The following is a 25,360-nucleotide window of genomic DNA, read 5'->3' as shown; positions in this document are numbered from 1 at the left end:
GCCGGCTTACTCCGCATATGCGGCGAGGAAGCTCGCCGTCTCTGCAATCTGGTCCAGGAAGGGCACCGGCGTGATGCCGTGCCGCTCGAGCAGCCGGGCATAGCCATCGCCATCGCCGGCATAGATGTTCGCTTTGCCGTCCAGCATCGGGTGGCGGGCGACGCGCGTACCGAAGCGACTGGCGACTTCCACGGCGACTTCGCCGAGTTCGACCGGATCGCCGCCGCTGTCGAACCGCGTAACGGTCGCCCCGTCGCGCGCCGTCAGCTTGACCAGCACCAGCGACAAAAGCTCACGCAACGCGACATAGCTGCGCACCACGCGCACCGGCGCGCGCACTTCGATCGGGCGATGCGCCAGCGCGTCGCGAATGAAGCTCGCTAGTGCATAGGTTTCATGCTTGTTGATGAAGGGGCCGGACAAATTGAAGATCCGCGCGATCACCGCGCGACGCCCCTCGCCCGCGCGCGCCCAGTCGCCGAACCGCGCCTCGTCCTCGGCCTTGAGCCCGCCATAGAGACGCAGCGCCGCATCGGCATTCGGGTCGGCGGCATAGGCAGCCGCGCCCGACGATGCGAGGAACAGCCTTTCGACTCCGATCGGCTCCAGCGCGCCCAGCACCGATTTCGAAAGCGCGCGATTGGCGGCGCAATATTCGTCCGACGCCATCCCCGCGACCTTGTCCTTGGTCAGGAACGCCAGGTGCATCAGCAATGTCGGGCGTTCGGGCAGGTCGGAAAGCCGATCCAGCGGATGCTGAGTCACACAGCGCCCGAGGCCGATGTCGATCCCGCGCGTCGAGGAGCCGAATGCCACCACCCGATCATGCATCGCCGCTTCGCCAAGCGCATCGTACAGACCGGCCAGCGCCATGCGTCCGATCCAGCCGCCCGCACCGACCACCACGATACGGCGCGTATCGGCGGCAATCGCGGCGCGCGCCGCCGGATCGAGGCGCAGCGTCTGAGCGAGCGACGGCAAGGGTGCGAGCTGTCCCATCAGGCCTTGATCCCCGCTTTGGCGAGATAGTCGATTTCCGGCGTCATCCGGTCGATCGGGTTCGATTCCATCGATCCGCTCGCCGTGATGCGGCTGCTGATCTTGGGGAAATAGGTCTGTGCCGGATCGATCGGCACGAGGAAGGCCTGCAGCCCCGGCTCGGCCATGCGGCGGCGGATTTCAGCGTCGGCGGTGAAATCGAGCGGCAGGCGGACGACGGGAATGTCCCACGCCGCGAACAGCCGCTCCCAGCGCGGCAGGCCGAGCCCCGACTTGCGGTCGCATCCCAGATATTTGCCGTCGAAATAATTCTGCTGCGTCATGCGGATCGAGGCATGGCCCTGATCGTCGAAGATGAAGATCTTGAGGTTGAGCCCGTTGATCGCGGCGGTGCCGAGCTCCTGCATATTCTGTGCAAAGCCGCCATCGCCTTCGATCAGGATCGTCCGCCGCCCCTGCCCGGCAATCGCCGCGCCGATCGCGCCCGACAGGCCATAGCCCATCGAAGCGAGCGACTTGTTGGTCAGCATCCGCTGCCCCAGCTTCTGCTTGTAGAGCTGCATCGACAGCGTGAAGGCACTGCCGCTCGAACAGGGGATGATGAGGTCGTCCGGTGTCGTCAGCCCTTCGAGCGCGACGATGAAATCATAGGGCGAGAGATACTCCGCCCCGCTGTTGTTCACGTCCTCGACACGCGGCACGGCGGCGCGGATTTCCTGCGCCCTGGCGAGCCATTCGTCCTTGCGCGGCAAGTCATGGCCGAGCAGCCGCGTGAGGAAATCATTGGCGTCGACGCGAAAGCCGTGATCGACCACCGGATGGCCCTTGGCGAGCTCGCCGCCATCGATCTCGACCTGCACCAAAGTCGCATCGCGGCCGAATTCCCGCCAGTTGAACCCGGTCTGCTGCAGCCCCAGCCGCGTGCCGAGCGCGACGATCAGGTCGCTCTGCTGGATCGCGATATTCGCACTGCGCTGGCCCCAGGTGTTCGGCCGGCCGAGATAGTTGGGCGCATCACCGTCGATGCGGTCGGCGCCGTTGTACGTCGTCATCACCGGCACGCCGAGGCGGTCGAGCCGATCGCGCACGGCGTCCGCCGTCTTGCGATCCACCCCGCCGCCGATCAGCAGCACCGGACGCTCCGCTTCGGCATAAAGCTTCGCCACCAACGCAATGTCTTCATCACCTGCCACCGGCAACTGCGGCACGGCGACGGCGGGCAGCGGCGTTTCCTCCACGCTCGCCGCCTGCACGTCGAGCGGGAATTCGAGGAACACCGGCCCCTTGCGCGGCGTCCAGCTCGCCGAAATCAGGTCGAGAAATTCGGCGCCCGAAACCGGCGCTTCGAGGCGGTGCGAAACCTTGGTGGTCGATTGCACCAGCGCGACGCCGTCAATCTCCTGAATGCCGCGCGAACGCACCTGCCCGCGCGCGAGATCGCTGGTCTTCACCTGCCCGCCGATCACCAGAAGCTCGCGGCTTTCGAGCCACGCGCCGCTGATGGCGGTTACGATATTGGTGAGCCCCGGCCCCGCCGTCACCAGCGCCAGCGCCTTCGCGCTCTCGGCGATTTCGTTGAAATATTCGGCGGCGATCCCGGCGGCGACTTCATGCACCACCGGCACGCCGGTCAGATAGCGGTCGAGGCTTTCGGTGAGGTGCATGATATTGCCCCCACCCACATAGAAATAATGGGTGTAACCGGCGGCCTGAAGCCAGGCGCCGATCTGATCGGCATATTTCACGCCGCGATGCCCCGCCACTGCGTCTCGGGCACCTGTTGCGAAAGGACCAGCAGCGAGCTGATGATCTTCATCGCCTGTTCCTGCGAGATGCTGCCCGGCGTGGCGGCATCATAGCCCCAATCGGCGTGGAGCGGGAGCAGCACTTCGCCTTCGAACGGTTCGAGATGGCGGCGCATATCGTCGAGATAGATCGCCATGTGGCGCGTGCGATCGCACCAGCCCTGCGCCCGGGCGACGCCCAGCTTGCCGCCATGCGTGCGGACATGTTCCTGCCCGAAGACGGGGATCACATCGGCGTCGTGCCAGGCAAGCGTGCGACGGATCGAATCGACGTTGCGCGTCGAAAGAATCGCGAAACGATCGGGATGCGCGAGAATGACGGGTTTCAGCTTTCCGAAGAACGGATAGGCGGGCATCACCTTCGCCCAGCCCGGATCGGCCATCATCGTCTCGCGCGCGGTGAAGAAGCGATTGGCGAAGGCCCAGTCGTCCTCGCCCGGTTCAACGCTTTTCAGATCGGCGGGCGAGACCGCCTCGCTCTCGCTGTAGAGGCGATGATATTGCCAGGCATCGGTAACGACCGAGCGGAAGCGCATGAAGGCATCGAAATCGACATCCTGCCGGAACCCGGCGCGCCCCTTGGTCGCCTGTTCGCAGACGCTATAGGCCTCGAATGCGCTGTTGAAGAGCACCCCGTCGAAATCGAGGATGAATTTGACTTGCATCGCGCTGGCACCTCGCTTCTCGGCGACGGGCGCTATTTTGCCAAAGCCCGCCGACACCATCGGTAAAGACCAATGGTAAACGCGGTATTAACCGGCGGCTCCGGGTTCGTTTGGGAATGTGTCTGGTGCGTGCGTAGTCAGGCCGCGTGAAAATTTCAGCCGGTATGGCTGACGATCATTCAACAAGCGACGGAGGCGTGTCATCCTGTCGCTGACAGGCGCGGCGAGAGGAAACTATGCGGACAATCAGGCTTATGATGAAGGGCACGATCAATCCCAACAGGCCCAACAGTATCAATTGGCTGGCAACATCAGCGAACACATCGCAAGATGACATGGCGTCGCAAGCATAAGGGTTTGCGATCGTGTCGGAAATACCTAGAAATGGGCATACGACCCGTAACCCGTCGGGCCAGAGGAATATGGAGTATAGAGTTATCGTCAGATAAGCGACGACGCAAAATGCCAAGATTCTATTAGCAGACTTGCACCTGAGGATTTGCCCTTTTCCGAGTACCGCCACCAGCAGCCAGTAGATAACGAATAGTATTGCTACAATAGTATGCGCAATAGAAAACTCCGCCCGCCAAATTGAAACCAACCTAGCCTGTTCGTTACTTTCTAGACCTTCCGCGACCGCGAGAATCTGTGGCATAAAAACGAGCTGCGCTATTGCGACAACGACCAACGGCGCAACCGTAATGGCAAAGCCCGATGCCGCTGCGTTGAGTCGGTCTGTAAGCGCGCCCATAATCTCGCCTTGATGCGAACGGTTCGTCGACCAAATAGTGCCTATTCAAACAGCGATCGCAATAAGATCGCATCCAAAACGACAGCTTTTCAGGCGCGCACGGCAATTGTCTGCCGTTTGAACAGCGCAAAGATTTGCCCGCGCCGCCCTTGCGCCCCCGGCCCGTAAGGCACGCCTAGTAATCAGCCGCGCTTCCCGGCGATGAAATCCCGCATCACGCCGACGGCATACTCCAGATGCGACGGCGTCAGTCCCGGATAGAGGCCGATCCAGAAGCAGCGTTCGGTGATGATGTCGGCATTGGTGAGATCGCCGACAACGCGCCAGTCGCGACCCTTCATATAGGGCTGGCGGGTGAGGTTGCCGCCGAACAGCAGTCGCGTGCCGACCTTGCGGTCGTTCAAATGCCGGACGAGTTCGTCGCGGGTGAAGGGCAGGTTTTCGCGCAGCGTGATCGGATAGCCGAACCAGCTCGGGTCGCTGCTCGGCGTCGCCTGCGGCAGGATCATCACGTCCTCCAGGTCCGCCAGCATCTCCGTCAGCAGCGCGAAATTGCGCCGCCGCGCGTCGATGAAGCCGTCGGCCCGGTCGAGCTGCGCCACGCCGACCGCTGCCTGCATGTCGGTGATCTTCAGATTATAGCCGCAATGGCTGTAGGTATATTTGTGGTCGTATCCAAAAGGCAGGTCGCCCAGCCGCCGCGCGAAGCGCTTGCCGCAGGTATTGTCCTGCCCCGGCGCGCACCAGCAGTCGCGGCCCCAGTCGCGCATCGATTCCATCACGCGCTTCAGGCGCGGCTTGTCCGTGAACACCGCCCCGCCCTCGCCCATCGTGATGTGATGCGCGGGATAGAAGCTGAGCGTGCCGAGATGCCCGAAGGTGCCGACATGGCGGCCGTCATAGGTTGAACCGAGCGCGTCGCAGCAATCCTCCACGACGAAGAGGTTATGCTTCTCCGCCACGCGCATCACTTCGCCCAGGTCGAAGGGATTGCCGAGCGTATGCGCGATCATGATCGCGCGCGTCCGGTCGGTCACCGCCGCTTCGATCATCTCGGGCTTGATATTGTAGGTCGGGATGTCGACGTCGACGAACACCGGGACGGCGCCATATTGCAGCGAGGGGTTTACGGTGGTCGGAAACCCGGTGGCGACGGTGATGATTTCGTCGCCCGGCCTGATCGCGTCGGCGCGCATATAGTGCGAGGTCAGCGTGTTGAACGCGACCAGATTGGCCGAGCTGCCCGAATTGACCGTGATGGCGTGTGCCACACCGATCCGCTTCGCCAGCTTCGCTTCGAAATCGGCGTTGAACCGGCCCGTCGTCAGCCAGAAATCGAGGCTGCTTTCGACGAGCAGCTGCATGTCGGTATCGCCATAGACCTTGCCCGCCACCGGCACCGGGCTCTCGCCCGGCACGAAGTCCTTCGGCGCGTGGAAATTGCGCGCATACTCGCCGGTCAGGTCGACGATCAGCTTGCGGAATTCGGCTTCGGAAAGGCCGCTGGCGGCTTCGCGAAGCGCGGCAAGATCGGTCATTACTGGGTCACTCCGTCGATGGCCTCGGCCATGCGCGCACGATAATCGGCGATCTGCTCGCGGCAAATGGCGCGCGCGTCGCTGCCGTCCTCCACCGCGCGATGCCAGACGACGACGCGGTCGAGCGCGGTATCGAGATCGAAGGCCGGCCGCCAGCCGAGCGCCGCGCGCACTTTCGAACAATCGAGCCGCAGCAGATGCGCCTCATGCGGTTTGGGCGCGTCATCCATGACCACCTCACCCCCGCCCCATCCCTTCATCAGCCGCTCGGCGATCCAGCGCACCGGCTTCGCATCGCTGTCGGCGGGGCCGAAATTCCACGCATCGGCGAAGTCGCGTTCGCCCGCGCCCAGCCGCTGCGCGATCAGCAGATATCCGCCCAGCGCCTCGAGCACATGCTGCCAGGGGCGCACGGCATCGGGCGCGCGGATCGGGATCGCCTCGCCCGCGATCAGCCCGCGGATGATGTCGGGGACCAGCCGGTCGCTCGCCCAGTCGCCGCCACCGATCACATTGCCCGCGCGCACCGATGCGATCAGCGGCCCATCTTCCCGATCGAAAAAGGACCGGCGGAAGGATGCGATCGCCAGCTCCGCCGCGCCCTTGCTGGCGCTGTAGGGATCATGCCCGCCCATCGGATCGGTCTCGCGATAGGGCCACACCCATTCGCGGTTTTCATAGCATTTGTCGCTGGTGACGCAGACCACGCCCTTTAGCGAGCCGAGCCGGCGGCACGCATCGAGCAGGTGCACCGTCCCCTGCACATTGGTCGCCCAGGTGCCGACCGGATCTTCATAGGAAAAGCGCACCAGCGGCTGCGCGGCGAGGTGAAAGACGATTTCCGGGTCGGCGGCCTGCATCGCGCTTTCCAGCGCGGCGGCATCGCGAATATCGCCTTCCCGGTGCGTCACCACTTCCTCGACGCGCGCCTGTTCGAACAGGCTCGGATGTTCGGCGGGCAGCGCGAAGCCGGTTACTTGCGCGCCCATTTCGGTAAGCCACAGGGCCAGCCAGCTTCCCTTGAACCCGGTATGGCCGGTGACGAAAACCCGCCGCCCGCGCCAGAAATCGGCAGTTACCATTGTTTCCACGGCGCGTCGCTCTTCCACAGATCTTCCAGATAGAGCTTGTCGCGCAGCGTATCCATCGGATGCCAGAAACCATCATGGCGGAAGCGATAGAGCTGCCCGTCGGTCGCCAGCCGCTCCATCGGGCCGCGCTCCCAGATCGTGTCGGGGCCGTCGATATAATCGATCACGCCCGGATCGAGCACGAAGAACCCGCCATTGATCAGCCCGCCGTCGCCCGGCGGCTTTTCCTGGCAGCTCGTCACGCGGTCGCCCTCGCCTTCCAGCGAGCCGAATCGGCCCGGCGGCGCCACCGCCGTCACGGTCGCCATGCCGCCATGCGCCTTGTGAAACGCCAGTTCGGCGGTGATGTCGATGCTCGCGACGCCGTCGCCATAGGTGAGGCAGAAGGGCTCGTCGGGGTCCAGATAGTCGCGCACCGCCTTCAATCGCCCGCCGGTCATCGTGTCGGCGCCGGTTTCGACCAGCGTGATCCGCCAGCCCTCGTTCCAGTTACGATGCACTTCCATCGTGTTCTCGGCGAGGTCGATCGTCACATCGGCGGTGTGGAGGAAATAATTGGCGAAATATTCCTTCAGAATATAACCCTTATAGCCGAGGCAGACGATGAAGTCCTTGATTCCGTGGGCGGAATAGATCTTCATGATGTGCCAGATGATCGGCATCCCGCCGATTTCCACCATCGGCTTGGGGCGGACCGAAGTCTCCTCGCCCAGCCGGCTGCCCAGCCCGCCGGCCAATATCACTGCCTTGGTCAAATTTCGGCCCCCATCGCATCCCGGTACGGCGCGGCGAAGGCGCCCCGCTTTCCGGCGCCACCGGGGATTAAGCGGGGCAATGGCCCCGGGCAAGCGATTATCGCCCGATCCGGCACGATGCTGCGCATGGCCGCTTGCTCATTGCGAGCCGGAGCGCTACATGCGCGCTCCGCACAGGGGCGTAGCTCAGCTGGTTAGAGCGTCGGTCTCCAAAACCGAAGGCCCTCGGTTCGAATCCGAGCGCCCCTGCCATCGTATTCCCGGATTTTCTTCGCACGCGCCGCATCGCGATTGATCGGCGGCGCCCGACCTGCAAAGACAATGCGGGGACGGGAAAAGGGATTTCGCATGTTTCGTGCCTTGTATGACTGGGTGCTGCGCCTGGCGGAGCATCGCCATGCCAATCGGGCGCTGTTCGCGATTTCCTTTGCGGAAAGCTCCTTCTTCCCGATTCCGCCCGACGTGATGATGATCCCGATGATCCTGGCAAAGCGCGAACGCGCGTTTCGCATCGCCGCGCTGTGCACGCTGGCATCGGTGCTGGGCGGCATCTTCGGCTATGCGATCGGAGCGTTCCTGTGGGAAAGCGTCGGGAAATGGGTCATCGACCTCTACCATCTCGAAACGAAGATGGAGACGCTGCGCACCCTGTATAACGAATGGGGCGCGGTGGTTACGCTGACGGCGGGCGTAACGCCGCTGCCGTTCAAGCTGTTCACCATCGCAAACGGCGTCTTCGCGTTCAATTTCCCGCTCTTCGTCGTGCTGGCGATCGTCGGCCGCGGCATCCGCTTTTTCCTCGTCGCGGCGCTGCTCAAGCGGTTCGGCGCGCCGGTTCAGGAATTCGTGGAAAAGCGGCTCAATCTGTTCGGCTGGCTGTTCGTCGTCCTGTTGATCGGCGGTTTCGCGCTGATCTCGCTGTTCTGAAACAGAGCAGACGAACGAATTTCGACGCTGCGTTCGGGCCGCTTGCAGCCTGCCGCGCAACTCGCTAGATACCACTCCCAATCCGACAGCGTGGATGGGCCGCACCGCTTCTCTTGATCCAGGGGACGGGCAGCGGACCTGTGTCCCGCGCCGCCGGAGAAACTAACGAGCGAGTGAAACCGTGGCGAAAACCTCTCCCGTCGAATTCATGCGTCAGGTGCGCGCGGAAACCGCCAAGGTCGTATGGCCGACGCGGCGCGAAACCGTGATGACGGCAGTGATGGTGATGATCATGACGACGCTGCTCGCGCTGTTCTTCTTCGGCGTCGATTCGATTTTCGACGCCATCGTGCGCGGCCTTCTGAGCCTCGCGGAGTAAAAAAATGTCCCGCTGGTACATCATCCAAGCCTATTCCGGTTTCGAGAACAAGGTCCGCGACGCGATCATGGCGGAAGCCGAGCGCATGGGCCTGGAAGCGCTGGTCGAGGATATCGAAGTCCCGACCGAAACCGTGACCGAAGTCCGCCGCGGCAAGAAGGTCCAGTCCGAACGCAAGCACATGCCGGGCTATGTCCTCGCCAAGCTGGCGATGAACGACGACATCTATCACCTGGTCAAGAACACGCCGAAGGTGACGGGTTTCCTCGGTTCGTCGGGCAAGCCGCAGCCGATTCCCGATGCCGAGGCCGCGCGCATGCTCAACACCCGCGACGAAGCCGCCGCAGCGCCCAAGCAGCAGATCCGCGTCGATTACGAGATCGGCGACAGCGTGAAGGTCCTCGACGGCCCCTTCGCCAGCTTCAACGGCATTGTCGAGGAACTCGATTTCGACAAGTCGAAGGTCAAGGTCTCGGTGTCGATCTTCGGCCGCGCCACGCCGGTCGAGCTCGATTTCGAACAGGTCGAACTGTCGAAGTAATCCGGGCAGCCGACACAAGTATGCCGGGGGTCGGAGCCGAGAGGCTCCGGCCCCCTTGTCACATCTGAATTCTCACATCTGAAGCTGCCTTTATCGGTCTGAACCTGGGGAGGATCAGACCAGTCCCGCCGTCTCCGCCAGCATCCACAGGCCGATGACGATGAACAGCCCCGCCGCGACCATTCGCACGGTCTTCATTGGTACCCGCTCGATCAGCGCGTGGCCCAGAAATACGGCCGGGACATTGGCGATCATCATGCCCAGCGTCGTGCCGCCGGTAACCCACAGAGCGTCCTCGTACCGCGCGCCGAGCGCGATCGTCGCCAGCTGCGTCTTGTCGCCCATTTCGACGAGGAAGAAGGCGATCAGCGTTGTCACGAACGCGCCGAATCGCGCGGGCTTCTCGCTTTCGGCGTCGAGCTTGTCGGGGATTAGCGTCCACAGCCCCATCGCGATGAACGACGTGGCGACCAGATAGCGGAACCACGCCCCACCGAGGAACGCCGCCGCCTGCTGCCCCACAAGCGCGGCCAGGAAGTGATTGGCGAGCGTGGCGAACAGGATGCCGAGGATGATCGGCACCGGCTTGCGGAACCGCGTCGCGAGGACGATCGCGAGCAATTGCGTCTTGTCCCCGATCTCGGCGAGCGCAACGATGGCGGTGGAGGTAAGAAAGGCTTCCATGAATTCGGTCTCCGGGCCGGGCGACAGACAAACCAAAGGCATCGCGCCTCCCGCCCGGCCGGGGCAGAGGTGCAATGCCATTTGGTCTCGCCCGAACGGAAAATTCCGTCCTCTCCGCGCCACGGCCTCTCGGCCGAGTATGTTGACGCCGGAGCCCGCCTCGAAAAAGGCGGCTGGCTACTCCCCAGATGACGAAGCAGGGTCTAGGGCCACATCGGCTGCCGCGCAAGCGGGCAGCCATGCTTGCGAATCCCGCGGCTTTGCGCTAATGGCGCGCGCTTCCACGGCATCGCTATGGAAATTGCGGGAGGCCGTCCTTCGGGGCGGCCGCACGGACCGCTAAACTTGAACCGGCACGATGGCGCGGATTTCCGCGACATTGTGCCAGCAACAGAGTGAGACGACATGGCCAAGAAAATTACCGGCTATATCAAGCTGCAGGTGCCCGCCGGCACCGCCAATCCCTCGCCGCCGATCGGCCCTGCGCTGGGTCAGCGCGGCGTGAACATCATGGAATTCTGCAAGGCTTTCAATGCCGCCACCGGCGACATGGAAAAGAACATGCCGATTCCGACGATCATCACCGTCTATGCCGATCGTAGCTTCTCGTTCGTCACGAAGACTCCGCCGGCCACCTTCCTCATCAAGAAGGCCGCGAACCTCAAGTCCGGTTCGAAGGAGCCGGGCAAGGTTTCCGCCGGAAAGATCCAGCGTTCGAAGCTGACCGAGATCGCCGAGCTGAAGATGAAGGATCTCAACGCCAACGATCTCGAAGCGGCGACCCGCATCATCGAAGGCAGCGCCCGCGCAATGGGCCTCGAAGTGGTGGAGGGCTGATCCAATGGCAAAGCTGAGCAAGAAGCAGAAGAGCTGGACGATCGACGCCGACAAGCTGCATGGCATCGACGAAGCAATCACGCTGGTGAAGGACAACGCCACCGCCAAGTTCGACGAAACCGTCGAAGTTGCGCTGAACCTGGGCGTCGATCCGCGTCACGCCGACCAGATGGTCCGCGGCGTCGTCAATCTGCCCAAGGGCACCGGCAAGACCGTCAAGGTCGCCGTCTTCGCCAAGGGCGCCAAGGCCGATGAGGCCAAGGAAGCCGGCGCGGACATCGTCGGCGCCGAAGACCTGATGGAAACCATCCAGGGCGGCACCATCGATTTCGATCGCTGCATCGCGACGCCGGACATGATGGGCGTCGTCGGTCGTCTCGGCAAGGTGCTGGGCCCCAAGGGCCTGATGCCGAACCCGAAGCTGGGCACCGTCACGATGGACGTGAAGAAGGCCGTCGAGGACGCCAAGGGCGGCCAGGTCGAATATCGCGTCGAAAAGGCCGGCATCATTCACTCGGGCATCGGCAAAGCGAGCTTCTCGGCCGCCGATCTGCGCGAGAATTTCGATGCGCTGGTCGACGCCGTCGTCAAGGCAAAGCCGGCGGGCGCCAAGGGCAAGTATCTGCGCAAGATCGCCCTGTCCTCGTCGATGGGCCCGGGCGTGAAGGTGGACGTCGCGGAAGTCGGCGCCGCCTGATCCGAATTTCGGAGAGGAACAACGAAGGGTCGGGGGGAAACCCCGGCCCTTTTTTGTTCTGATGTTGCTGAGTTCCTCCCCCGAAGGGGAACCACGCGCCGCGTGGTGGAGGGGTAGTTCGCAATAAACGGGACGTTCGCGGCTCCTAACCCTCCACCGCTTCGCGGTCCCCCTCCCCTTCCAGGGGAGGAATATCGGCAGCATTAATCGCCCAGTGCCTCCCGGAAGAACCGCACCACCTCTCGGTCGAAATCCTCATGGAACGCCGCGCGGTCGAACCCCTCTTTCTGGCACGGCATCGGCACCGTGACCGGCTCGACGCAGGGCGCGAGGAAGTCGAGATGCGCCGCACCGGGCACGACATGATATTCGGGCGGTTGCGGCAATGCCGCGCGCACCGCTTCGGCATAATGGGGGGCGGGAAGCACCCTGTCCTCCTCCGCCCGCCAGAGCTGTACCGGCATCGTCACTTCGGCAAGCCCTTCGGGTCCGAAGGCAAAGCCCAGCGCCGGCGCGGCGACGACCAGCGCCTTGATCCGCGGGTCGGGCACCACGCGCCACTCGGGCATCGCGCTTTCCGAACGCCCGCTGATCACGCTGCAATCGAAGAAATCGGGATGCTGGCGACAATGGCCCGGAAGCCGCGCGAAATCCGCGCGTCCGCCCGCAGCCGCCAGGACGGTGAAGCCACCCGAGGAAAAACCGAACGCACCGATCCGCTCGGGATCGATACTGCCCCGCCCTTCCCATCGCGTCAGCATATGGGTGATCAGCGCGCTCAGCGCCGCAGGGCGATCCTGGATCACTGCCGCGCGGCTGTTGTCGCGCCAGTTGTCACCGGGATGGGTCAGCGACGCGACGACGAAACCGGCCCGCGCGAGCGCGACTGCCGTATCGACATGCCCGGCGAAATCGCCGCCGGTCCCGTGCGAGATCACGACCAGCGGATGGCTGCCCGAAGGCAATGGCGCATCGGGAACCACCTGTTGCGAATACAGGCCGACGCGGCGCGCCACCGGCTTACCCTCGGCGGGATACCAGATGCCGATTTCGACGCCGCTGTCGGTGCGGCTATGGATAAAGCCGGCTTGCTGTCCGGCCCCGCCGGCAAAGGCGGGCAGCGGGCAAAAAAACATGGCAAGCAGCGCGATCAGCGCCGCGAGGCGTTGGGACATCGTCATATCTCCTTCTTGGCTGGCCCTCGCCTGCATCGCCGGAGCGCGCCCCGAAAGCGCCGTTTCGCGAATGGGCGAACGGGTTCGCGACTTGGCGAACGGGCCGGGTGCGCGATAGAGACCGGCCATGTCCGCCGCGCCCCGCCCCGCCCGTTCGCCACAGACGATCGCCCTGCGATGGATCGCAGTCACACTGGCGGCCGGTGTCGCAATGGGGTTGCTCGGTCCGTTCGGCAGCTATTCGAACCCGGGGCTTTTGCCGCGCATCGGATACTGGGTGGGTGCGATGCTGCTTGGACTGTTGCTGTTCGCGCCGACATGCCTTTGGGTGATGCGAATCACGCCGCCGGGAAGTCGCTGGCACTGGCCGCTGCTGCTCGCCGCCACGCTGATCGTGACGATCCCCGAAGCGGCGGCCACGCGCTTCATTGCCTTTGGCCTGTGGCCCGAACTGGCCGAACTGAAGCTGGGGCTGCTGCTATGGTATGGGCAGGCCGTGGTCATTGCCGTGCCGATCGTCGCGCTGATGGCATGGCGATTGCGCGAGATGATCGGCGATGGCCGCGTCGCTCCTGTCGCCGAAACCGCTTCGCAGGCCATTCCCGCCGACGTGATCGCGCTGCAGATGGAGGATCATTATGTGCGCGTGCATACCCTCCACGGATCCTCGCTGCTGCTGATGCCGCTGGGCCAGGCGATCGCGGGCACTCGGCGCGAAGGCCTGCGCACGCACCGGTCGTGGTGGGTGGCGCGCGACGCTGTCGAACGTGTCGAGGGCAATGCCAGGTCGATGCGGCTCCATCTGTCGAACGGCCTCATCGCCCCGGTAGCGCGATCGGCGGTGACTCGGCTGCGCGAGGCACGCTGGATCGCGGACGTCTAGCAACGATCAGGCGCGAATATGATACATACTATATCATAAATCTTGTCGGTTCATGGGCGATCGCATAAAACCGCACGCGTTTCTTGCGAAAGGATCGCCATGCCCTTCCCCCGTCTCTCCATAGTGCTGCTGCCTGCCGCCCTTCTCGTCACCGCCGCCGCGCCCGACGCCGGCCCGCCTGGCGCTGCGATCGAAATCGCCGTTACCAATGTCGAAAGCAGCGAAGGCAGGGTTCACATCGAAATCTGCCCGGAGCGTCTGTTCCTCAAGGACTGCCCCTATGTCGGCGAAGCGCCCGCCCGGCAGGGAACGACAAGGGTGATCGTGCGCAACGTGCCGCCCGGCCGCTATGCCGCGCAGGGATATCATGATCGCGACGGCGACGGGAAAGCCGACCGCAATTTCCTGGGGCTGCCGACCGAGGCGGTGGGCTTTTCCAACAACGCGATGACTCGGCTCGCCAAACCCCGCTTTGGCGATGCCGCTTTCGATCACGGAACTTCCGATCAGCGTATCACGTTCGAAATGAAGAAGTTTCTTTGATCCTTCGGGTCGGGGCACTCGCGCCGGCCTTCTGAGAACCGGCGTTGCGGCACGGCGTCCGTTCGCGGGCGCGTGGCAACGCCCGTTGCTCAGGCTGGCGCAAGGAAGCATATGCTGTATTGCCCCCTCCGAACAGGAGAAGAAGGACTTGTCGATGCCCGGGATCCTGCGATCCGCCCGCCGTCACTGCGCCGCCGGAGCGCTGAGCGTGCTTGCGCTCGGAGCGCTCCCCGCCGCCGCGCAGCAAACGCCTAGCCCCGCCCCGCGCCCGAGCCCTACCCCGGCGCATCCGACACCGACTCCCGCGCCCACAGCCGCGCCGACACCGATCGTGCAGCCGCTGCCAGGCCAGGAGGGCGCGGCATCCACGGCCGCTCCGATCGCGCTGCCGACTCTCGGCCCCGCGCAGGAAGCCGAACTCGCCGGGCTGTTGCGCGAACGCTATGTCACGCAGGGCCTGCGCTACAGCGAACCGCCGCTGCTGCCCGAAAGGGGCCCCGAACTGGTCCGAGCGGCGCTCGACTATGCGCAGGCGGTGCGCACCGGAAGGCTCGCGCCGGAGGATTTCCAGTCCGACTGGGGCCTGCGTCCGACGCCCTATGATCCGCTCCCGGATTTCGCCGCCGCGGTGCGCGAGGACAGGCTGAGCCAGTGGATCCGATCGCTGCCTCCGCCCTATTCGGGCTATGATGCGTTGCGTGACGGGCTTGCCCGCTATCGCGCGATCGAGGCCGCCGGCGGCTGGGAGCAGGTCGCGAGCGGCGAGACGCTGCGCGAAGGTGACACCGATCCGCGCGTCGACGCGCTGCGCAAGCGGCTGGCCGTCGAGGACGATCAGATCATCACCGTCGAGACGCTGACCGCCGAGGAGCAGCCCGACCCCAATCTGTTCGACACCGCGCTGACCGAAGCGGTGAAGCGCGCCCAGACCCGCTACGGCCTGGCGGTCGACGGCGTGGTGGGTCCGAACACCCTCGCCGCGATCAACACTCCCGTCGGCGAGCGCATCCGCCAGATCATGGCGAATATGGAGCGCTGGCGCTGGATTCCGCGCCAGCTGCCGGTCCATCGCGTTCAGGTGAACATCGCCGCCACCGTGCTGACTCTGTTCGAAGGCGATCGCCCCGTCGGATCGATGAAGGTGGTGACGGGCCAGCCCGGCCATGAAACGCCGATGCTTTCCTCTACCATCCACAGCATCGTGCTCAATCCGCCCTGGAACGTGCCCTCCTCGATCGCCGCGAACGAATTGTGGCCGAAGGAACGCCGCAATCCCGGCTATCTCGCCCGCAATGATTTCCGGGTGATCGAGCTGGGCAACGGCCGCACGCGGCTGCAACAGCGCGCGGGACCGAAAAGCGCGCTCGGCCGCTACAAGTTCGATTTCGACAATCCCTATGCCGTCTATCTGCACGACACGCCCGCCCAGGCGACGTTCGATCGCGTCAATCGGCTCGCGAGCCACGGCTGCATCCGGCTGGCCCGGCCCGCGGCGCTGGCGCGGCTGCTGCTCGCCGACAATCCCGACTGGGAAGTCGCCAAGATCAACGAGACGATCGCGTCGGGCGACACGGTGCGCGCGGACCTGAAGACCCCGGTGGAAGTATTTCTGCTTTACTGGACGGCCTATGTCGGCTCTGAAGGGACGATGTATTTCCTGAACGACCCTTATGGCTGGGACGCCGTACTGGCCGACAAGATCGAAAGCCGCGCCCAGGCGCAGCAGGTCGCCGACCGCTGAGGAGAACCATGATGAAGATGGATGTGCGCAAGACGATTCCGGCGGCGCTCGCAGCGATGCTGCTGGCGGGCGGCTGCTCGGTGGAAGTCGAGAATGTCGTCGAGCCCGACGAGAACGTCATGTCGGAGGAAGTGATCGAAACGATCAACTATGACGAGCCGATGGCCAATTTCGTCGAGCCAGACGAGGATCCCATCCCCGAGCCGACTGCCGGACCGCCCGCGCCGATCGGCAATATCTCCAATTCGACCACCGGCACCGGGCTGCGCGAAGACGAAATGATGCTGGACGATGCCGCCGCCACTGGCATGACGTCACGCGTCGACCGCAGCGAGGAAGACGCCGCGCACTGAGACAGCAGACATGCGGGCAGCGGGCGGCGATCGCCCCTGCCCGCTTGACTTTTACGCGCGCGCCGTTATTTGGCGCGCTTCGCCGATGGGGTCCGCCCTGTCGGTATCCGTCCGAGACAGCGAGTGACCGGAATATGCCGGTCTTGATTTCTCGCCGAGACGGGGAAGGATTTTACCGGCCGCCGTCAGCGATGGCAGCGTTCGGGTCAATGCCCGGGGAAACCTGGCGCTGACGATCATGCCCCTCGGACGAGGGCCTAGGGCGACCGCCCTGGCTCGACGCAACCGGGCCCCGCAGTCAGCAAACTGCGTGGTCCATATTGAGGAGACCGGCATGGATCGTTCCCAGAAGACCGAAGCCGTTGCCGAGCTGAACCGCACCTTTGGCGAGGTGGGCGTGGTGGTTGTCACCCGCAACCTCGGGATGACCGTCGCCCAGTCGACGGACCTCCGCATCAAGATGCGCGAAGCCGGAGCGAGCTACAAGGTCAGCAAGAACCGCCTTGCCAAGATCGCGCTCGAGGGCACCGACTACGCGGGTCTTTCCGACCTGCTGAGCGGTCCGACGGCGCTGTCCACTTCCGTCGATCCCGTGGCCGCGGCCAAGGTGATCAACGATTTCGCCAAGACGACCGACAAGCTCGAGATCGTCGGCGGCGCGATGGGCAGCACCATGCTCGACGTGGAAGGCGTGAAGGCGCTCGCTTCGCTGCCGTCGCTGGATGAACTGCGCGGCAAGATCGTCGGCCTGGTTCAGGCACCGGCGCAGAAGCTGGCCTCGGTCACGCAGGCACCGGCGGGTCAGCTTGCACGTGTCTTCGGCGCCTATGGCGCCAAGGACGCCGCGTAAGCGACTTGCGACCAACTACCCTGATTTGAACAGATTTTCCGAAGGATATCAAAATGGCTGACCTGAATGCTCTTGTTGACCAGCTCTCCGAGCTGACCGTTCTCGAAGCTGCCGAGCTCTCGAAGATGCTCGAAGAAAAGTGGGGCGTCTCGGCCGCTGCTGCGGTTGCGGTTGCCGGCCCGGCCGGCGGCGGCGCCGGTGGCGAAGCTGCTGAAGAAGCCGAGGACGAATTCGACGTGATCCTCACCGGCGACGGTGGCAAGAAGATCAACGTCATCAAGGAAGTCCGCGCCATCACCGGCCTGGGCCTGACCGAAGCCAAGGCGCTCGTCGAAGGCGCGCCGAAGGCCGTCAAGGAAGGCATCGCCAAGGACGAAGCCGAAAAGATCAAGGCGCAGATCGAAGCAGCCGGCGGCACCGTCGAGCTCAAGTAAGCGCTTCAAGCTCTTTCGAGCGAAGAAAAGAAGGGCGGTCCGGCAACGGGCCGCCCTTTTTTCGTGGACGCGGTTCCGCCGGGGCGGGATTGCCGGCCTCGCCGCGGCCTTCACACGAACATGGAAAAGGGGGCGCGCTGTCCGGTGCGCCCCCTTCCCCTGCGCTGCGATACGCTACTGGCAACGCAGATTGCGTTCAGCCCGAATAAGAAGGCTTTCCTCCGAGCTGCCATGCGGCGGAGTCGGTGATCGATCCGATCTTCTCCTTCGCGCGCGCCACCGGATCGGCGACGGGCCGGCGCGCCCGAACCGGGGCCGGCGCGGCGGCCGCAGCGGCAGCCCGCTGAGGCGCACGGCGTTCCTCCGCCGCCTCACCGACGCGCTCGCGCTGGTCGAGGAAGCGCGCACGCTTCATCCGGTTGCGCAGCGTGAGGAACGGGTTTTCCTCGCTCGGGCCGCGCATTGCAGCGATCTGGTGGCGGCCCATGCCAGCCGTGGACGCCGTGGCGACCGCAGCGTTCGACATTGCCGGAGCAGCCGCGACAGGCTCCGCCCGGGGCGCGGGCGCCGCCGTAGCGGCCATTGCCGGCTGCGGCTCGCGAACCTCTCGCGTAACCGGAGCGGGCACGGGCTTCGCTTCAGATTTGGTGCGTGCGGCTACCGGCGCGGCTTCGGGTCGATCCGAACGCCGGCGCATCGCCGCCGCCGCACCGACACCGCCTATGCCGAGCACCAGCGCAAGACCGCCCCACAGCGCAACATCGTCGGCGATGCCGTCGCTGGTGGCCGTCGCTTTGGGTGCGGGCGCGACCGGAGCGGGCTCGCTCGCAGCCTGCTGTTGCTGCATCGCCTGCTGCTCGACACTCGAATTGATGGCGGCAACGTCACCCGAACCGTCGGCCGGCGCCAGGGCCGGGCCGGAAAGGTCCGCCCCCGCAGCCGCGGTTTCGACATCGGCGGACGGCGCAGCGGGCGCTGCCTCAGCTTCCGGTGCCGTCGTTCTGGTCGCGGCGGCCGAACGGCGCGCGACTTCGCGACGCGCGGCGGCCGCCTCGGCCTGCGCCGCGCGCTCGGCTTCGATCTGTGCAACTGCTGCGGCACTCACCGGCGTGGAAGATTCGGGATCGCCGACGCCCGAGGGGAGCTGCTGGGTTGCGACCGTCGAAGGGCTGGGCGTCGATTCTGGAATGTCGGGCGCGGTAAGCGACTGTGCGCCGTCCTGGGTCGATTGCGGAACCTGCGGCACAATCGGTGCCGGCGTTGTCGGTGCCGGAACAGGCGCAACCGAAGGTACCGGCGACGTCGTCGGCGCAATCTGCGTCGTTCCCGACGCAGCATCCTGTGCCTGTGCAGTGGTGGCGGAAACGGCCAGGGCGGCAATAAGCGCCACCGCGGCCGGACGAGCATGGTATCGCATCTTGGTCATAGCGAGCGGGACAATTCCACGCGGGCAAACCAGTTCCGGTTTTTCTCCAAATCGGCGATGAACTGATAGGTTCAGAGCGACGAAATAATCGGTTCATTTGGGGTTCATGCGGAAAAATAAGCAGCGTTATTTATATTTCTCCGCGACGACTGCGCATTTTTCCCGGGCGAACGCGCGCGACACGCACCCGCGGCCCCGCCCCGGCCCCGCTGGCCTGAGACAAACGCAGACTGCCTCTTTCGCCCGCGCCGTCACTTGCCTATCGAGGCCACCATATTTGCTGACCAAGGATACCCCCGTGAGCCCGAGCCGTATCGCCGCCCCGTCCCTGCGTTCGAAAGTGATGTCGGCGCATGATGCCGCCGCGTTGATCGATCCGGGTTCGACCATCGGGATGAGCGGCTTCACCGGATCGGGCTATCCCAAAGAAATCCCGCTGGCGCTCGCCGAACGGATCGAAACCGCCCATGCCGCCGGCGATCCCTTTGCCGTGCGTATCTGGAGCGGCGCCTCGACCGGCCCCGAGCTCGACGGCGCGCTCGCCAAGGCGGACGGCATCGAATTCCGCATGCCCTACAATTCCGATCCGATCGCACGCGAGAAGATCAATCGCGGCGAGATGCAGTATTTCGACCTGCATCTCAGCCAGGTCGCGCCGATGGCATGGGAAGGTTTTCTCGGGCCGCTCGATACCGCCGTCATCGAAGTCACCGGCATTTGCGAGGACGGGTCGCTGATCCCCTCCACTTCGGTCGGCAACAACAAGACCTGGATCGATTGCGCGCAGAAAGTGATTCTGGAGGTCAACAGCTGGCAGAATATGGCGCTGGAGGGGATGCACGACATCTATTACGGCACCGCGCTGCCACCGAACCGCGTGCCGATCCCGCTGGTGCGCGCCGACCAGCGCATCGGCGAGCCGCGCTTCCGCTGCGATCCCGACAAGATCGTCGCCATCGTCGAAACCGACACGCCCGATCGCAATGCGCCCTTCACCCCGCCCGACGAATGCGCACGGGCGATCGCCGGGCATCTGATCGAATTCCTCCGCCACGAAGTGAAGGTCGGGCGGCTGCCGCAATCCTTGCTGCCGCTGCAATCGGGGGTCGGCAACATCGCCAATGCCGTGCTGACGGGGCTCATTGATTCCCCGTTCGACGACATGACCGCCTATACCGAAGTGCTGCAGGACGGGATGCTCGACCTGCTCAAATCGGGCAAGCTGCGCGTCGCATCGACCACCGCCTTCTCGCTCAGCCCCGAGGCGCAGCTTGGCCTCAACCGCGACCTCGACCGGTTCCGCGACAAGGTGATCCTGCGCCCGCAGGAGATCAGCAATCACCCGGAAGTGATCCGCCGCCTCGGCTGCATCGCGATGAACGGGATGATCGAGGCCGATATCTACGGCAACGTCAATTCGACGCATATCATGGGATCGCGCATCCAGAACGGGATTGGCGGATCGGGCGATTTCGCGCGCAACGCCTTTATCTCGGCCTTCCTGACGCCTTCGACCGCCAGGCGCGGCGCGATTTCGGCAATCGTCCCGCATGTCAGCCATGTCGATCACATCAATCAGGACGTGCAATTGCTCGTCACCGAACAGGGGCTTGCGGACATGCGCGGCCTGGCCCCGCGCGCCCGCGCGGAGCTGGTGATCGAAAAATGCGCGCATCCCGATTATCGTCCGATGCTGCGCGATTATTATGACCGCGCGCGCAAGGGCAGCTATGGCCAGCAGACGCCGATGCTGTGCGGCGAGGCGTTCGCGTGGCACCAAAGGTTCATCGAGACCGGGACAATGCGGGTCTGAGGCGCAATCCCCTCTTTACGAAATCCAACATCGCCCCTATATGGCGAAATCCAACTCCATCCGAACGGGACATGAGCCGCCGTTGCGCAGCGGATCATAAGAATTGTCGGCTGGGGATTCCAACAGGTCGCATGAAGCTGCTGTTTTCCTGAACCACGGGAGACTTGCGGCTTTTTCGCGTTGGAAAGGAACCCGCGCCCTGCCCCCGCCAGCATAGCGGGCACGAATTTTTGACCGAGCGAGGCGAATACACTTCATGGCATCCAAGGCGATCGAAAACGGCGCGGCGCTCCGCGCGGGCCAGAACAGCAGCGTCAAGCGCCGCATCCGCAAGATCTTCGGCGACATCCACGAAGTCGTCGAAATGCCGAACCTGATCGAGGTTCAGCGCGAATCCTACGAGCAGTTCCTGCGGTCCGATCCCTCGATCGGCTATGTCTCGGGCCTGGAAAAGACGCTGCGCAGCGTCTTCCCGATCCGCGATTTCGCCGGCACCGCCGAGCTCGACTTCGTCAATTACGAACTCGAACCGCCGAAGTTCGACACCGACGAATGCCGCCAGCGCGGCATCACCTATGCCGCGCCGATGCGCGTCACGCTGCGCCTGATCGTGTTCGAAGTCGATCCCGATACCGAAGCCCGTTCGGTTCTCGATATCAAGGAGCAGGACGTCTACATGGGCGACATGCCGCTCATGACCGAGAACGGCACCTTCTTCATCAACGGCACCGAACGCGTCATCGTGTCGCAGATGCACCGCTCGCCGGGTGTGCTGTTCGACCATGACCGCGGCAAGACGCACGCTTCGGGCAAGTATCTCTTCGCCGCGCGCGTGATCCCCTATCGCGGTTCGTGGCTCGATTTCGAGTTCGACGCCAAGGACATCGTCAATGTCCGCATCGACCGCAAGCGCAAGCTGCCGGTCACCTCGCTGCTCTATGCGCTCGGCCTGAACAGCGAGGAAATCCTCAACTATTTCTACAACACCGTCACTTATGTGCGCGGTGAAGGCGGCTGGCAGATCCCGTTCACGCCGGAAAACTGGCGCGGTGTGAAGCCGACCTTCGACATCGTCGACGCCAAGTCGGGCGAAGTCGTGTTCGCCGCCGGCCAGAAGATCAGCCCGCGCGCCGCCAACAAGGCGGGCCGCGAGGGCCTGGAAACGCTGCTGATTCCGACCGAGGAAATCTTCGGCCGCTACAGCGCCTATGACCTGATCAACGAGAAGACCGGCGAGATCTACATCGAGGCCGGCGACGAAGTGTCGCCCGAAAACCTCGAAAAGCTCGACAAGGCCGGGCTCGACCGCGTCGAGCTGCTCGACATCGATCACGTCACCACCGGCCCCTGGATCCGCAACACGCTCAAGGTCGACAAGGCCGAGGATCGCGAACAGGCGCTGGCCGACATCTATCGCGTCATGCGCCCCGGCGAACCGCCGACGCTCGAAACCGCCGAAGCGCTGTTCGGCGGTCTGTTCTTCGATCCCGAGCGCTATGACCTCTCGGCCGTCGGCCGTGTGAAGCTCAACATGCGCCTCGATCTCGATGCCGAGGACACCGTCACGACGCTGCGCACCGAGGACATCCTCGCAGTGGTCAAGACGCTGGTCGGCCTGAAGGACGGCAAGGGCGAAGTCGACGATATCGACAATCTCGGCAACCGCCGCGTGCGTTCGGTGGGCGAGCTGCTCGAAAACCAGTATCGCGTCGGCCTGCTGCGCATGGAACGCGCGGTGAAGGAACGCATGTCGTCGGTCGACGTGTCGACGGTGATGCCGAACGACCTGATCAACGCCAAGCCGGCGGTTGCCGCGGTGCGCGAATTCTTCGGCTCCTCGCAGCTGTCGCAGTTCATGGACCAGACCAACCCGCTGTCCGAAGTGACGCACAAGCGTCGCGTTTCGGCGCTCGGGCCGGGCGGCCTGACGCGCGAACGCGCCGGCTTCGAAGTCCGCGACGTTCATCCGACGCATTATGGCCGTATCTGCCCGATCGAAACGCCGGAAGGCCCGAACATCGGTCTGATCAACAGCCTCGCGACGTTCAGCCGCGTGAACAAGTACGGCTTCATCGAAACCCCGTACCGCAAGATCATCGACGGCAAGGTCACGAACGAAGTCGTCTATCTCTCGGCGATGGAAGAGCAGAAGCACACCGTCGCGCAGGCATCGGCCGACCTCAACGAGGACGGCAGCTTCGCTGACGATCTGGTGTCGGCGCGTCAGGGCGGCGAATTCCTGATGGCGCTGCGCGATCAGATCACGCTGATGGACGTTTCGCCCAAGCAGCTCGTCTCGGTCGCGGCCTCGCTCATTCCGTTCCTGGAAAACGATGACGCCAACCGCGCGCTGATGGGATCGAACATGCAGCGCCAGGCCGTGCCGCTGGTGAAGGCCGAAGCGCCTTTCGTCGGCACCGGCATGGAAGAAACGGTTGCGCGGGATTCGGGCGCGGCGATCGCCGCCAAGCGTTCGGGCATCGTCGATCAGGTGGACGCCACCCGTATCGTCATCCGCGCCTCGGGCGATGTCGAAGCCACCGAAAGCGGCGTCGACATCTACACGCTGATGAAGTTCCAGCGTTCGAACCAGTCGACCTGCATCAACCAGCGTCCGCTGGTGAAGGTTGGCGAGACGGTGAACGCCGGTGACATCATCGCCGACGGCCCCTCGACCGAGTTCGGCGAGCTGGCGCTGGGCCGCAACGCGCTCGTCGCGTTCATGCCCTGGAACGGCTACAACTACGAGGACTCGATCCTGATCTCCGAGCGCATCGTGAAGGACGACGTGTTCACGTCGATCCACATCGATGAATTCGAAGTGATGGCGCGCGACACCAAGCTCGGGCCCGAAGACATCACCCGCGACATTCCCAATGTCGGCGAGGAAGCGCTGCGCAACCTCGACGAAGCGGGCATCGTCTATATCGGCGCCGAAGTGGAGCCGGGCGACATCCTGGTCGGCAAGATCACGCCCAAGGGCGAAAGCCCGATGACGCCGGAGGAAAAGCTCCTCCGCGCCATCTTCGGCGAAAAGGCCAGCGACGTGCGCGACACCTCGCTCCGCCTGCCGCCGGGCGTTGCCGGCACGATCGTCGACGTCCGCGTCTTCAATCGCCACGGCATCGACAAGGACGAGCGCGCGCTGGCGATCGAACGCGAGGAAATCGAGCGTCTGCGCAAGGACTCGGACGACGAACGCAACATCCTCAACCGCGCCACCTGGTCGCGTCTGAAGGAAATGCTGCTCGGCCAGGTCGCCACCGGCGCGCCCAAGGGCGTCAAGAAGGGCACCGAGATCTCCGAGGACGTGCTCGACAGCGTCGATCGTCACGAATGGTGGAAGTTCGCCGTTCAGGACGACGCGATGCAGTCGAACCTCGAAGCGGTGAAGGCCCAGTATGACGAGGCGGTGAAGAAGATCCGCGACAAGTTCGAGGATCGCCGCGAGAAGCTGGAGCGGGGCGACGAGCTGCCGCCGGGCGTGCTCAAGATGGTCAAGGTGTTCGTCGCGGTGAAGCGCAAGCTGCAGCCGGGCGACAAGATGGCCGGCCGCCACGGGAACAAGGGTGTCATCTCGCGGATCCTGCCGCAGGAAGACATGCCCTTCCTCGAGGACGGTACGCCGGTCGACATCGTGCTCAACCCGCTGGGCGTGCCTTCGCGCATGAACGTCGGGCAGATCTTCGAGACGCATCTCGGCTGGGCGGCCCGCAATCTGGGCATGCAGGTCACGCGGCAACTGGAAGACTGGCGCGAAGCCAATCCCGATGCGCAGCCGGGCGAAATCCCCGATGCGGTCAAGGACCGGCTCAAGACCGTCTATGGCGAACATTATGCCGACGGCATCGATGCGCGGAAGCCCGAGCAGGTCGCCGAGCTGATCCAGAATGTCAGCACGGGCGTCCCGATGGGCACGCCGGTGTTCGACGGCGCGCGCGAAAGCGACGTGGCGGACATGCTGGAGCTGGCGGGTCTCGATCGTTCGGGCCAGTCGACCTTGTTCGACGGCCGCACCGGCGACGCGTTCGACCGCAAGGTGACGGTGGGCATCATCTACATGCTCAAGCTGCACCACCTGGTCGACGACAAGATCCACGCGCGTTCGATCGGCCCCTACTCGCTCGTCACCCAGCAGCCGCTGGGCGGCAAGGCGCAGTTCGGCGGCCAGCGCTTCGGGGAAATGGAAGTGTGGGCGCTCCAGGCTTATGGCGCCGCCTACACGCTCCAGGAAATGCTGACGGTGAAGTCCGACGACGTGATCGGCCGCACCAAGGTCTATGAAGCGATCGTCAAGGGCGACGATACCTTCGAGGCCGGCATCCCCGAGAGCTTCAACGTGCTCGTCAAGGAAATGCGCTCGCTGGGCCTCAACGTGGAACTCAAGAGCCACGAGGACGAGGACCAGGACGAGCTGCCCGAGGCTGCGGAATAGCCTTTCTTCTCCCCTCCCGCTCGCGGGAGGGGCCGGGG

At 64.4% G+C, this 25,360-nt stretch carries 23 protein-coding genes, 1 tRNA gene and 1 riboswitch; of the genes, 14 read left to right on the top strand and 10 right to left on the bottom strand.

Annotation, left to right across the window (positions count from 1 at the left end):
- Positions 1-6 precede the first annotated feature (6 nt).
- From G5C33_RS08285 to rfbF, 7 genes are all read right to left on the bottom strand, one after another.
- Positions 7-999: an NAD-dependent epimerase/dehydratase family protein gene (locus G5C33_RS08285; protein WP_165326783.1), complete on the bottom strand. Its 993-nt coding sequence runs from the start codon at positions 997-999 to the stop codon at positions 7-9.
- The gene (locus G5C33_RS08280; protein ID WP_228275241.1) at positions 999-2,762 is read right to left on the bottom strand and encodes a thiamine pyrophosphate-binding protein; all 1,764 of its coding nucleotides are present in this window, start codon (positions 2,760-2,762) and stop codon (positions 999-1,001) included. Before G5C33_RS08280 ends, G5C33_RS08285 begins: the two co-directional genes overlap by 1 nt.
- Positions 2,741-3,469: a hypothetical protein gene (locus tag G5C33_RS08275; protein ID WP_165326782.1), complete on the bottom strand. Its 729-nt coding sequence runs from the start codon at positions 3,467-3,469 to the stop codon at positions 2,741-2,743. Before G5C33_RS08275 ends, G5C33_RS08280 begins: the two co-directional genes overlap by 22 nt.
- 175 nt (positions 3,470-3,644) lie before the next feature.
- On the bottom strand, positions 3,645-4,220 hold the full coding sequence (locus tag G5C33_RS08270) for a hypothetical protein (RefSeq protein WP_165326781.1): 576 nt from the start codon (positions 4,218-4,220) through the stop codon (positions 3,645-3,647).
- A 182-nt stretch (positions 4,221-4,402) separates the two neighbouring features.
- Positions 4,403-5,758, bottom strand: a complete 1,356-nt coding sequence (gene rfbH, locus G5C33_RS08265) for a lipopolysaccharide biosynthesis protein RfbH (RefSeq protein ID WP_165326780.1) — start codon at positions 5,756-5,758, stop codon at positions 4,403-4,405.
- On the bottom strand, positions 5,758-6,840 hold the full coding sequence (gene rfbG / locus G5C33_RS08260; RefSeq protein ID WP_165326779.1) for a CDP-glucose 4,6-dehydratase: 1,083 nt from the start codon (positions 6,838-6,840) through the stop codon (positions 5,758-5,760). The genes rfbH and rfbG overlap by 1 nt, the downstream gene beginning before the upstream one ends.
- Positions 6,834-7,604 (bottom strand): glucose-1-phosphate cytidylyltransferase, encoded by a 771-nt coding sequence (rfbF, locus tag G5C33_RS08255; protein ID WP_206518659.1) that lies wholly within the window; start codon positions 7,602-7,604, stop codon positions 6,834-6,836. The genes rfbG and rfbF overlap by 7 nt, the downstream gene beginning before the upstream one ends.
- A gap of 175 nt (positions 7,605-7,779) precedes the next feature.
- On the opposite strand from rfbF, the gene G5C33_RS08250 reads away from it, so the two are divergent.
- From G5C33_RS08250 to nusG, 4 genes are all read left to right on the top strand, one after another.
- Positions 7,780-7,856 (top strand) — tRNA-Trp (locus tag G5C33_RS08250).
- A gap of 96 nt (positions 7,857-7,952) precedes the next feature.
- Positions 7,953-8,531 (top strand): YqaA family protein, encoded by a 579-nt coding sequence (locus G5C33_RS08245; protein WP_165326778.1) that lies wholly within the window; start codon positions 7,953-7,955, stop codon positions 8,529-8,531.
- A gap of 181 nt (positions 8,532-8,712) precedes the next feature.
- A complete protein-coding gene (secE, locus tag G5C33_RS08240; RefSeq protein WP_165326777.1) occupies positions 8,713-8,910 on the top strand; it encodes a preprotein translocase subunit SecE in 198 nt (65 codons plus the stop codon).
- A gap of 4 nt (positions 8,911-8,914) precedes the next feature.
- Positions 8,915-9,451: a transcription termination/antitermination protein NusG gene (gene nusG / locus G5C33_RS08235; RefSeq protein ID WP_165326776.1), complete on the top strand. Its 537-nt coding sequence runs from the start codon at positions 8,915-8,917 to the stop codon at positions 9,449-9,451.
- Between the two features lie 114 nt (positions 9,452-9,565).
- Here the strand turns inward: nusG and G5C33_RS08230 are convergent, their stop codons facing one another.
- Complete coding sequence (locus G5C33_RS08230) at positions 9,566-10,135, bottom strand: TMEM165/GDT1 family protein (protein WP_165326775.1); 570 nt, start codon at positions 10,133-10,135, stop codon at positions 9,566-9,568.
- A 13-nt stretch (positions 10,136-10,148) separates the two neighbouring features.
- Positions 10,149-10,336: riboswitch (yybP-ykoY riboswitch) on the bottom strand.
- Positions 10,337-10,540: 204 nt separating this feature from the next.
- Here G5C33_RS08230 and rplK point away from each other — a divergent pair.
- Together rplK and rplA are read left to right on the top strand one after the other, a co-directional pair.
- Complete coding sequence (gene rplK, locus G5C33_RS08225) at positions 10,541-10,972, top strand: 50S ribosomal protein L11 (RefSeq protein WP_165326774.1); 432 nt, start codon at positions 10,541-10,543, stop codon at positions 10,970-10,972.
- Positions 10,973-10,976: 4 nt separating this feature from the next.
- Positions 10,977-11,669 carry a 50S ribosomal protein L1 gene (rplA, locus tag G5C33_RS08220; RefSeq protein ID WP_165326773.1) on the top strand — a complete coding sequence of 231 codons (693 nt, stop codon included), beginning with the start codon at positions 10,977-10,979 and terminating at the stop codon, positions 11,667-11,669.
- Positions 11,670-11,872: 203 nt separating this feature from the next.
- On the opposite strand, the gene G5C33_RS08215 is transcribed toward rplA, so the two are convergent.
- On the bottom strand, positions 11,873-12,844 hold the full coding sequence (locus G5C33_RS08215) for an alpha/beta hydrolase family protein (RefSeq protein WP_165326772.1): 972 nt from the start codon (positions 12,842-12,844) through the stop codon (positions 11,873-11,875).
- A gap of 127 nt (positions 12,845-12,971) precedes the next feature.
- Here G5C33_RS08215 and G5C33_RS08210 point away from each other — a divergent pair, with 127 nt between their 5' ends.
- From G5C33_RS08210 to rplL, 6 genes are all read left to right on the top strand, one after another.
- The gene (locus G5C33_RS08210) at positions 12,972-13,727 is read left to right on the top strand and encodes a LytTR family DNA-binding domain-containing protein (protein ID WP_165326771.1); all 756 of its coding nucleotides are present in this window, start codon (positions 12,972-12,974) and stop codon (positions 13,725-13,727) included.
- 123 nt (positions 13,728-13,850) lie between these two features.
- Positions 13,851-14,270, top strand: a complete 420-nt coding sequence (locus tag G5C33_RS08205) for a DUF2141 domain-containing protein (RefSeq protein ID WP_228275240.1) — start codon at positions 13,851-13,853, stop codon at positions 14,268-14,270.
- Between the two features lie 154 nt (positions 14,271-14,424).
- Positions 14,425-16,011: a L,D-transpeptidase family protein gene (locus tag G5C33_RS08200; protein WP_165326770.1), complete on the top strand. Its 1,587-nt coding sequence runs from the start codon at positions 14,425-14,427 to the stop codon at positions 16,009-16,011.
- Positions 16,012-16,019: 8 nt separating this feature from the next.
- Positions 16,020-16,364, top strand: a complete 345-nt coding sequence (locus tag G5C33_RS08195; RefSeq protein WP_165326769.1) for a hypothetical protein — start codon at positions 16,020-16,022, stop codon at positions 16,362-16,364.
- Between the two features lie 334 nt (positions 16,365-16,698).
- The gene (gene rplJ / locus G5C33_RS08190) at positions 16,699-17,214 is read left to right on the top strand and encodes a 50S ribosomal protein L10 (RefSeq protein ID WP_165326768.1); all 516 of its coding nucleotides are present in this window, start codon (positions 16,699-16,701) and stop codon (positions 17,212-17,214) included.
- 53 nt (positions 17,215-17,267) lie between these two features.
- Complete coding sequence (gene rplL / locus G5C33_RS08185; protein ID WP_165326767.1) at positions 17,268-17,648, top strand: 50S ribosomal protein L7/L12; 381 nt, start codon at positions 17,268-17,270, stop codon at positions 17,646-17,648.
- A 196-nt stretch (positions 17,649-17,844) separates the two neighbouring features.
- Here rplL and G5C33_RS08180 read toward each other — a convergent pair whose 3' ends face one another.
- Positions 17,845-19,065, bottom strand: coding sequence for a hypothetical protein (locus G5C33_RS08180; RefSeq protein ID WP_165326766.1), 1,221 nt, complete (start codon positions 19,063-19,065; stop codon positions 17,845-17,847).
- Between the two features lie 352 nt (positions 19,066-19,417).
- Between G5C33_RS08180 and G5C33_RS08175 the strand changes: the two genes are divergently transcribed.
- On the top strand, positions 19,418-20,887 hold the full coding sequence (locus G5C33_RS08175; RefSeq protein ID WP_206518703.1) for an acetyl-CoA hydrolase/transferase family protein: 1,470 nt from the start codon (positions 19,418-19,420) through the stop codon (positions 20,885-20,887).
- A 256-nt stretch (positions 20,888-21,143) separates the two neighbouring features.
- On the top strand, positions 21,144-25,322 hold the full coding sequence (gene rpoB, locus G5C33_RS08170; protein WP_165326764.1) for a DNA-directed RNA polymerase subunit beta: 4,179 nt from the start codon (positions 21,144-21,146) through the stop codon (positions 25,320-25,322).
- The last annotated feature ends 38 nt before the right edge of the window (positions 25,323-25,360 follow it).

Origin of the sequence: Sphingosinithalassobacter tenebrarum (assembly GCF_011057975.1) — a bacterium.
GTDB classification, from domain to species: Bacteria; Pseudomonadota; Alphaproteobacteria; order Sphingomonadales; family Sphingomonadaceae; genus Sphingomonas; species Sphingomonas tenebrarum.
This window is presented reverse-complemented; position numbering and strand designations above follow the sequence as displayed.